Source organism: Kitasatospora sp. MY 5-36, assembly GCF_001182915.1.
GTDB lineage: Bacteria > Actinomycetota > Actinomycetes > Streptomycetales > Streptomycetaceae > Kitasatospora.
The window spans coordinates 1-5,998 of the sequence record NZ_LFVW01000488.1; the positions used below are offsets into that span (position 1 = coordinate 1).

Genomic DNA, 5,998 nt, shown 5'->3' on the forward strand with positions numbered 1-5,998 from the left:
CAGCTGCGGCGCCAGGCCGGCCGCCGCCAGGGCCGCCGGGACGACGGCGATCGCGATCGCGGCCTGCCAGGACCAGGTGCCCGCGACCGGCGCGACCAGCGCGGCGACGACCGCCGAACCGGTGCCCATGGACAGCGCGTAGACGCCCGTCATGGTGCCGATCCGCCGCTGCGCGAAGCGGGCCCGGACGAACACCGGGATCAGCACGTTCACCACCGCCACCGCGACGCCCACCAGCACCGTGCCCGCGTACAGCCCGGGCAGGCCCGCCGTCCGCAGCACCGCCCCGGCCAGCAGCAGCACGCTCGCCCAGAACAGCCCGCGCTCCTCGCCGAGCCGCCGCCGGGCCAGGGCGCCGAGCGGGGCGAACAGGCCCATGCACAGCGGCGGCAGGAGGGCGAGCAGGGTCACGGTGCCCGGGCCCCAGCCGGCGACCGGCGCGAGCGGCCCGATCTGTCCGAACGCGACCCGGGTGTTGAGGCTGAGCAGGACGAAACCGAGGACGAGCAGGGCCCCGGCGGCCCGTGGGGTGCGGGCGGGTGCGGGTGCGGTGGTGGTCGCAGTGGCCGACGCGGTGGTGGCCGTCGGGTCGGTGAGCGGCATGGGGAGCAAGCCCTTCGCTTCGATGAGAGGTTAGGCTTGCCTAAGCGTTCTCGCTCAAGCGTGCTTGAGCGCAACCCGGTCCCGGCGCACCCGGCCGAGCCCAACTCGGCCTGGGCGCAACCCCGAAGGAGGCGGCGGCGGATGGCGGAGCTCCACTCGATCACCGAGGTCTCGGCGGCCTTCGGCCTCTCGGTGCCCGCCCTGCGCTACTACGAGGAGTGCGGCCTGATCGCGCCCGCCGCCCGCCGCGGCCGGGTCCGCTACTACGACCGGGAGTCGCTGGAGCGCCTCGCCCTGGTCCAGCTCTGGCACGTGGACGGGATGATCCCGGTCAGCGGGACCGCCGCCGTCCTGGCCAGCGAGCGGGCGGCCGACCGCACTGCGCTGCTGCACGCCCAGCGGGACGGGATGCTCGAGCGCGCCCGCCGGCTGGAGCACGCCGCGGCCGTCCTCACCCACATGCTGCTGTGCAGTCGGGACCGCCCGCTCGACTGCCCGACCACCCGGGCCCACATCAGTGCCCGGGTCGACGCCGCCCTGGCCGGCGAGGAGCTCGCCGACGGCTTCCTGCCCGCCCGGCCGGACGGCCCGCGGTCGGAGCACCCGCGGTCGGGCAGCGCCACACCGTAGGAAGGCCTCAGCCCAGCACCGCCGGCGTCGGCCCGTCCGGCCGTACGGTGATGCTGTACGCGGCCCCCGTCGGCCGCGAGCGGAACGTCAACGGCCCCATCGGCAGCAGGAGTTCCAGCAGTGCCGTGGTCTCGCGCAGCGCGAACCGGGTGCCCAGGCAGGCGCGGGCGCCGAGGCCGAACGGGAAGTAGGCGCCGAGCTGCCCGGGGCGGTCCGCGCCGTGGGCGAAGCGGGCGGGGTCGAAGCGTTCCGGGTCCGGCCAGAGCGCCGGGTCGCGGTGGGTGAGGTACGGGCAGACCAGCACGTCCGTCCCGGCGGCGATGCGGTGCCCGGCGATGACGTCGTCCTCGACGGCGTGCCGGGGGAGCAGCCAGGCGGAGGGGTAGAGCCGCAGCGTCTCGCTCACCAGCGCCTGCGGATCGGCCGTCCGGGCCTCGGGGTGGCGGTCGAGCAGCAGGAAGAGCCAGGTGAGCGTGGTGGCCGTGGTCTCGTGGCCGGCGACGAGCAGGGTGACCAGCTCGTCGCGGATCAACCGGTCGGTGTACCCGGGGTCCTGCTCGCCCGCGTCGAGCAGCACCCGGAGCACGCCGGGCTCCTCGGTCGGGCCGGCCGAGCGCGCCGCGTCGATCGCCGCGTGCGCCACCGCGTCGATCCGGGCGAGGTCCTCGGCGACCGCGTCCCGGGCGTCCGCCGCGTTGGTCGGCAGGGTCGGCATCGCGGCCACCACCCGTTCCACCGAGCGGAGTTCGCGGTCCGTCCGGTCGTCCAGCGGCAGCCCGGTGAGCGCCCGCCAGACGGTGTCCAGGGCGAAGCCGCGCATCTCCTCGCCGACGTCGAAGGCCTCCCCGCTGCGCCGGTACCCCTCCCAGCGCTCGGCGGTGCGGCGCGCCGCCGCGGCGATCCGCCGCTCGTAGCGGCGCATCCCGGTGCCGGTGAACTGCGCCTGCAGCACCCGCCGTTGGCGCTTCCAGGGGTCGCCGGTGGCGGACAGCACGCCGTCCCCGACCAGCATCCGGGCGCGGTGCGAGCGCTTGACGTACCGGTCCGGGTGGTGGCCCAGGACGTGCTGCACGGCGGCCGGGTCGGTGACCAGGACGGTCGGTGTCGGGCCGAGCCGGAAGGCGGCGACGCCGCCGACACCGCGCTGGGTCCGGGCCAGCAGGTCGACGAGCTCGGCCTCCTCGGCCCGCCACCGCTCGACGACCTCCGCGGCCAGCTCCGGTACCGGACGGGTCTCGGTGCTCACAGGTCGTGTCCTTCCGCTCTGCTGACGGTTCGTCGGCTGCGGTCCGACTCTATGCCAGCGCGCCGCCCGTCCGGGCTGCGCCGAACGGCTGGCCGACCCGGCCGGGGGCGGCGCGGCGGCCCGACCGGCCGTACCCGCACGGGTACGGTGCGGCGGGGCCGACCGGCCCCTGCTCGCCGCGCGGATGGGAGAACGCATGCCTGGGACCCGGCCCTTCGGAGGCGGCGGGATCCGAACGGGAAGGCCTGTCGGCGCGGGCCGGTGGCTGGCGGCCGCCCTGCTCGTCCCGGTCCTCGCGGCCTGCGGCGGCGGTGGCGGATCCGGGTCGGCAGGCGCCACCCGGAACGGCCAGAGCAGCGGCTCGGGCCTGCCGGACGACCAGCGGACCAAGGACGAGGGGGACCAGGGCGGGTTCCGGACCGCGGGCGAGCCCTCGGCGAGCGTCCAGGGCATCGACAACAGGGCCCGGATCACCCTGTCCTTCCCGTCGAAGACCAGTTTCACGGCCGTGATCAGCAAGGTCGCCGAGTGCGGCAGCACGTCCTACGCCACCCCCGCCTCGCAGCAGGTGCAAGTGACCGACGGCAAGACCGAGCTGGTCGACTTCCGGCTCCCGCAGTGGAAGCCCGGGACCAAGGACCGGACCGTCTGCCTCACGGTGACGGCCGACGACTCCTCCAAGCGGATCGAGGCCGCGGGCTCGGTGGTCGTCGTCAGCCCCGACGACGGGGCGACCACCGGCAACGGCGCGACCCCGAGTTACGGGTCGAGCCCGTCCAGCGGCGCCGGGAGCACCCCCTGAGACCTGCCGAGGAGGAACCCCCGGACGGGCAGCGGCAGCCGCAGCCGCGCTCCTGGGCCGACTGGCTCACCAGGCTCGCCACCTGGATCGCCCCGACCACCCTCCTCACCGCGTTGCTCCTCTTCTTCGGCTACGCCTACACCAGTTCGCTCTACGCCTTCTTCGGCATCGACGCCGGCACGATCGGCTTCGCCACCCAGGACCTGCTGATCCGCAGTTCCCCCGCGCTCTACCTCCCGGCCGGGGTCGCCCTGTGCGGGGCGCTGGTCGGCGCGCTGGGCTACCACCTCGCGACCAGGGCGGCCGGGAAGGGCGGGCCCGGCGCCCGGACGGTGCGCCGGGCCTGTTGGGCGGTCGCCGCACTGGTCGTCCCGCTGCTGGTGCTCGGCCTCCTGGCCGGCTTCGAGGTGTTCGACGCCGGCCCGCTGGGCACCCCGCTGCTGATCGGCGGCGCGCTGCTGCTCGCGGTCCTGGCCCGGATGATGTACGTGCGCGGCACCGGCGCACCGTACCCGCTGACCGGGGAGCGGGCGGCGCTGGGCGTCAGCGTGGCGATCATCGTGCTCTGCTCGTACTGGGCGGTCGGCGACTACGCCCAGCAGAAGGGGACGGCCGACGCCGAGGACCTCGCCCACCACCTCTACCGGCGCCCGGCGGTCGTCCTGGACACCCCCGAACGCCTCCACCTGGGGTGGCCCGGGGTGTGGGAGACGGCGCTGCCGGACGTGGACCAGGGCGCGCGGTTCCGCTACCGCTACGAGGGGCTGCGGCTGCTGGCCCTCTCCGGCGGCCGGATGTTCCTGCTCCCGCGGACCTGGACCTGGGAGACCGGCAACGGGCTGATCCTCCCCTTCGACGCCACCGTCCGGGTCGCCTTCCACCCCGGCTGAGGCCGCCGCGCGGGCTCCGCGCGACCCCCGCCCCGCGCACGGCTGCGCCGCGGTCCGTCCCCCTCGACGGACCGCGGCGCAGCGGCTTCACCGGGCGTCAGCGCGCCCCGGTCACACGGCCTGCCAGAGCGCCGGGACGATCGGCGGCTCCCAGCCGACCTGGGCGGTGTGGCCCTGGAGGCAGCGGTAGCTGACCCCGTTGTAGGTCACCACGTCGCCCGCCTGGTAGGTGGTGCCGGCCGTCCAGGTGCCACCCGGGTTCGGCGAGTCGTTGCCCACCACCAGGGAGAAGCTGGTGCTGTGGGTGGCCGAGCCGGTCCCGGTCAGGGTGATGGTGTAGGTGCCGGTGGCGGTCGAGGCGGCGGTGGCGACGGTGAGCGTCGCCGAGCCGCCGGACTGCACCGAGGACGGGTTGAAGGAGACGGTCACGCCGGCCGGGGCGCCCGAGGCGGTCAGGTTGACCGTCTGGGCCGAGCCGGAGGTGGTCGAGGTGGCGACCGTCGCGGTGGTGGTGTCACCGGGCTTGACGGTGGCGGTGGTCGGGTTCACCGAGAGGGAGAAGTCGTTGGCGGGCGCGGTGCCGCCGACCGAGGTCTTCCAGATGGTGTACGCCACGCCGTCGGCGTTGCGGTTCAGCACCGTCGCGTCGACGTTGCTGGTGGTGTCGCAGGACGAGTGGTAGCAGGAGTCGTAGGAACGGCCCGCCGTGCCGCCCCACTTGGCCGCCTGCGCCGAGGTCTTGGTGGCGTCGGCGCCGGCCGCGTAGCCCGAGGTCGGGATGCCGGCCTGCTGGAAGGAGTAGTCGTCCGAGCGGCCCTGGCCCTCGACGTTCTCCTCCGGCTTGAGGTTCAGCGAGTCCCAGTAGGCCTTCATCGGGGCCGACGCCGCGGAGTTGATGTTGTTGATGAAGTAGCCGGCGTTGGGCGAGCCGACCATGTCGAAGTTGTAGTACGCCTTGATCGCGGAGCGCTGGGCGGAGCTCAGCTGGCCGACGTAGGACTGCGAGCCCTGGAGGCCCTGCTCCTCACCGGTCCACCAGCCGAACCGGACGTGCCGGGTCAGGCTGGGGTTCTGCTGGGCGAGCACGAGCGCGTTCTCCAGCAGGACGGCCGAGCCGGAGCCGTTGTCGTTGATGCCGGGGCCGGCCGAGACGCTGTCCAGGTGGGCGCCGAACATGGTGACCTGGTCGGACGGGCCGCCGGGCCAGTCGGCGATCAGGTTGTTGGACTGGTAGCTGCAGGAGGTGCAGGTCTGCTCGGTGACGTTGTAGCCGGCCGCCTGCAGCTTGGCCTTGATGTACGCGATCGACTGGCTGTGCCCGGCGCTGCCCGCCCGGCGGTGGCCGCCGTTCTGGTTCGCGATGGTGTTCAGCTGGGACAGGTGGGCCTGGACCTTGGCGACGTCGATGTCGGGCGCGGGCCCGCCGGGGTTGCCCCCGCCGCCGACCGTCAGGCCGTACTGGGCGGTGTGGGTGGTGGCGCCGGCGGTGCCGGTGACGGTGATCTGGTAGGTCCCGGTCGCGGCGCTGGAGGCGGCGGACAGGGTCAGGGTGGAGGAGGAACCGGCCTGCACCGACGAGGGGTTGAAGCTCGCGGTGACGCCCGCCGGGAGGCCGGAGGCGGTGAGGCCGACGGTCTGCGCGGTGCCGGAGGTGACGGCGGTGCTCACCGTCGACGAGGTCGAGGCGCCGGGCTGGACGGAGCCGGACGCCGGGCCGAGCGACAGCGAGAAGTCGTTGTTGCCGGACGGCGTGCAGGTCGGGTCGCCGCTCTGGGCGGGGACGCTGACGGCGTCCCAGGCGGCCTTGGTGCGGTTGAAGAAGGCGCA

Annotated in this window: 6 protein-coding genes; 3 read left to right on the forward strand and 3 right to left on the reverse strand. The window is 74.7% G+C overall.

Annotation, left to right across the window (positions count from 1 at the left end; all coding sequences use genetic code 11):
• Positions 1-603, reverse strand: a 603-nt coding sequence (locus tag AE652_RS27870; RefSeq protein ID WP_049656357.1) for an MFS transporter, incomplete at its 3' end; no start/stop codon positions are given.
• A 141-nt stretch (positions 604-744) separates the two neighbouring features.
• On the opposite strand from AE652_RS27870, the gene AE652_RS27875 reads away from it, so the two are divergent.
• Positions 745-1,233 carry a MerR family transcriptional regulator gene (locus AE652_RS27875; protein ID WP_049656358.1) on the forward strand — a complete coding sequence of 163 codons (489 nt, stop codon included), beginning with the start codon at positions 745-747 and terminating at the stop codon, positions 1,231-1,233.
• Positions 1,234-1,240: 7 nt separating this feature from the next.
• Here the strand turns inward: AE652_RS27875 and AE652_RS27880 are convergent, their stop codons facing one another.
• The gene (locus AE652_RS27880; protein WP_053112301.1) at positions 1,241-2,479 is read right to left on the reverse strand and encodes a cytochrome P450; all 1,239 of its coding nucleotides are present in this window, start codon (positions 2,477-2,479) and stop codon (positions 1,241-1,243) included.
• A gap of 196 nt (positions 2,480-2,675) precedes the next feature.
• Here AE652_RS27880 and AE652_RS27885 point away from each other — a divergent pair, with 196 nt between their 5' ends.
• Both AE652_RS27885 and AE652_RS27890 read left to right on the forward strand, forming a co-directional pair.
• On the forward strand, positions 2,676-3,281 hold the full coding sequence (locus tag AE652_RS27885; RefSeq protein ID WP_049656360.1) for a hypothetical protein: 606 nt from the start codon (positions 2,676-2,678) through the stop codon (positions 3,279-3,281).
• A gap of 113 nt (positions 3,282-3,394) precedes the next feature.
• Positions 3,395-4,171, forward strand: a complete 777-nt coding sequence (locus AE652_RS27890) for a hypothetical protein (protein ID WP_049656364.1) — start codon at positions 3,395-3,397, stop codon at positions 4,169-4,171.
• 111 nt (positions 4,172-4,282) lie between these two features.
• Here the strand turns inward: AE652_RS27890 and AE652_RS27895 are convergent.
• Positions 4,283-5,998, reverse strand: a 1,716-nt coding sequence (locus AE652_RS27895) for a M28 family peptidase (RefSeq protein WP_049656367.1), incomplete at its 5' end; no start/stop codon positions are given.

Bases quoted from the DNA above. Each gene is read 5' to 3' on its own strand.
- AE652_RS27875 (WP_049656358.1), top strand. From the start codon at position 745: ATGGCGGAGCTCCACTCGATCACCGAGGTCTCGGCGGCCTTCGGCCTC.
- AE652_RS27885 (WP_049656360.1), top strand. From the start codon at position 2,676: ATGCCTGGGACCCGGCCCTTCGGAGGCGGCGGGATCCGAACGGGAAGG.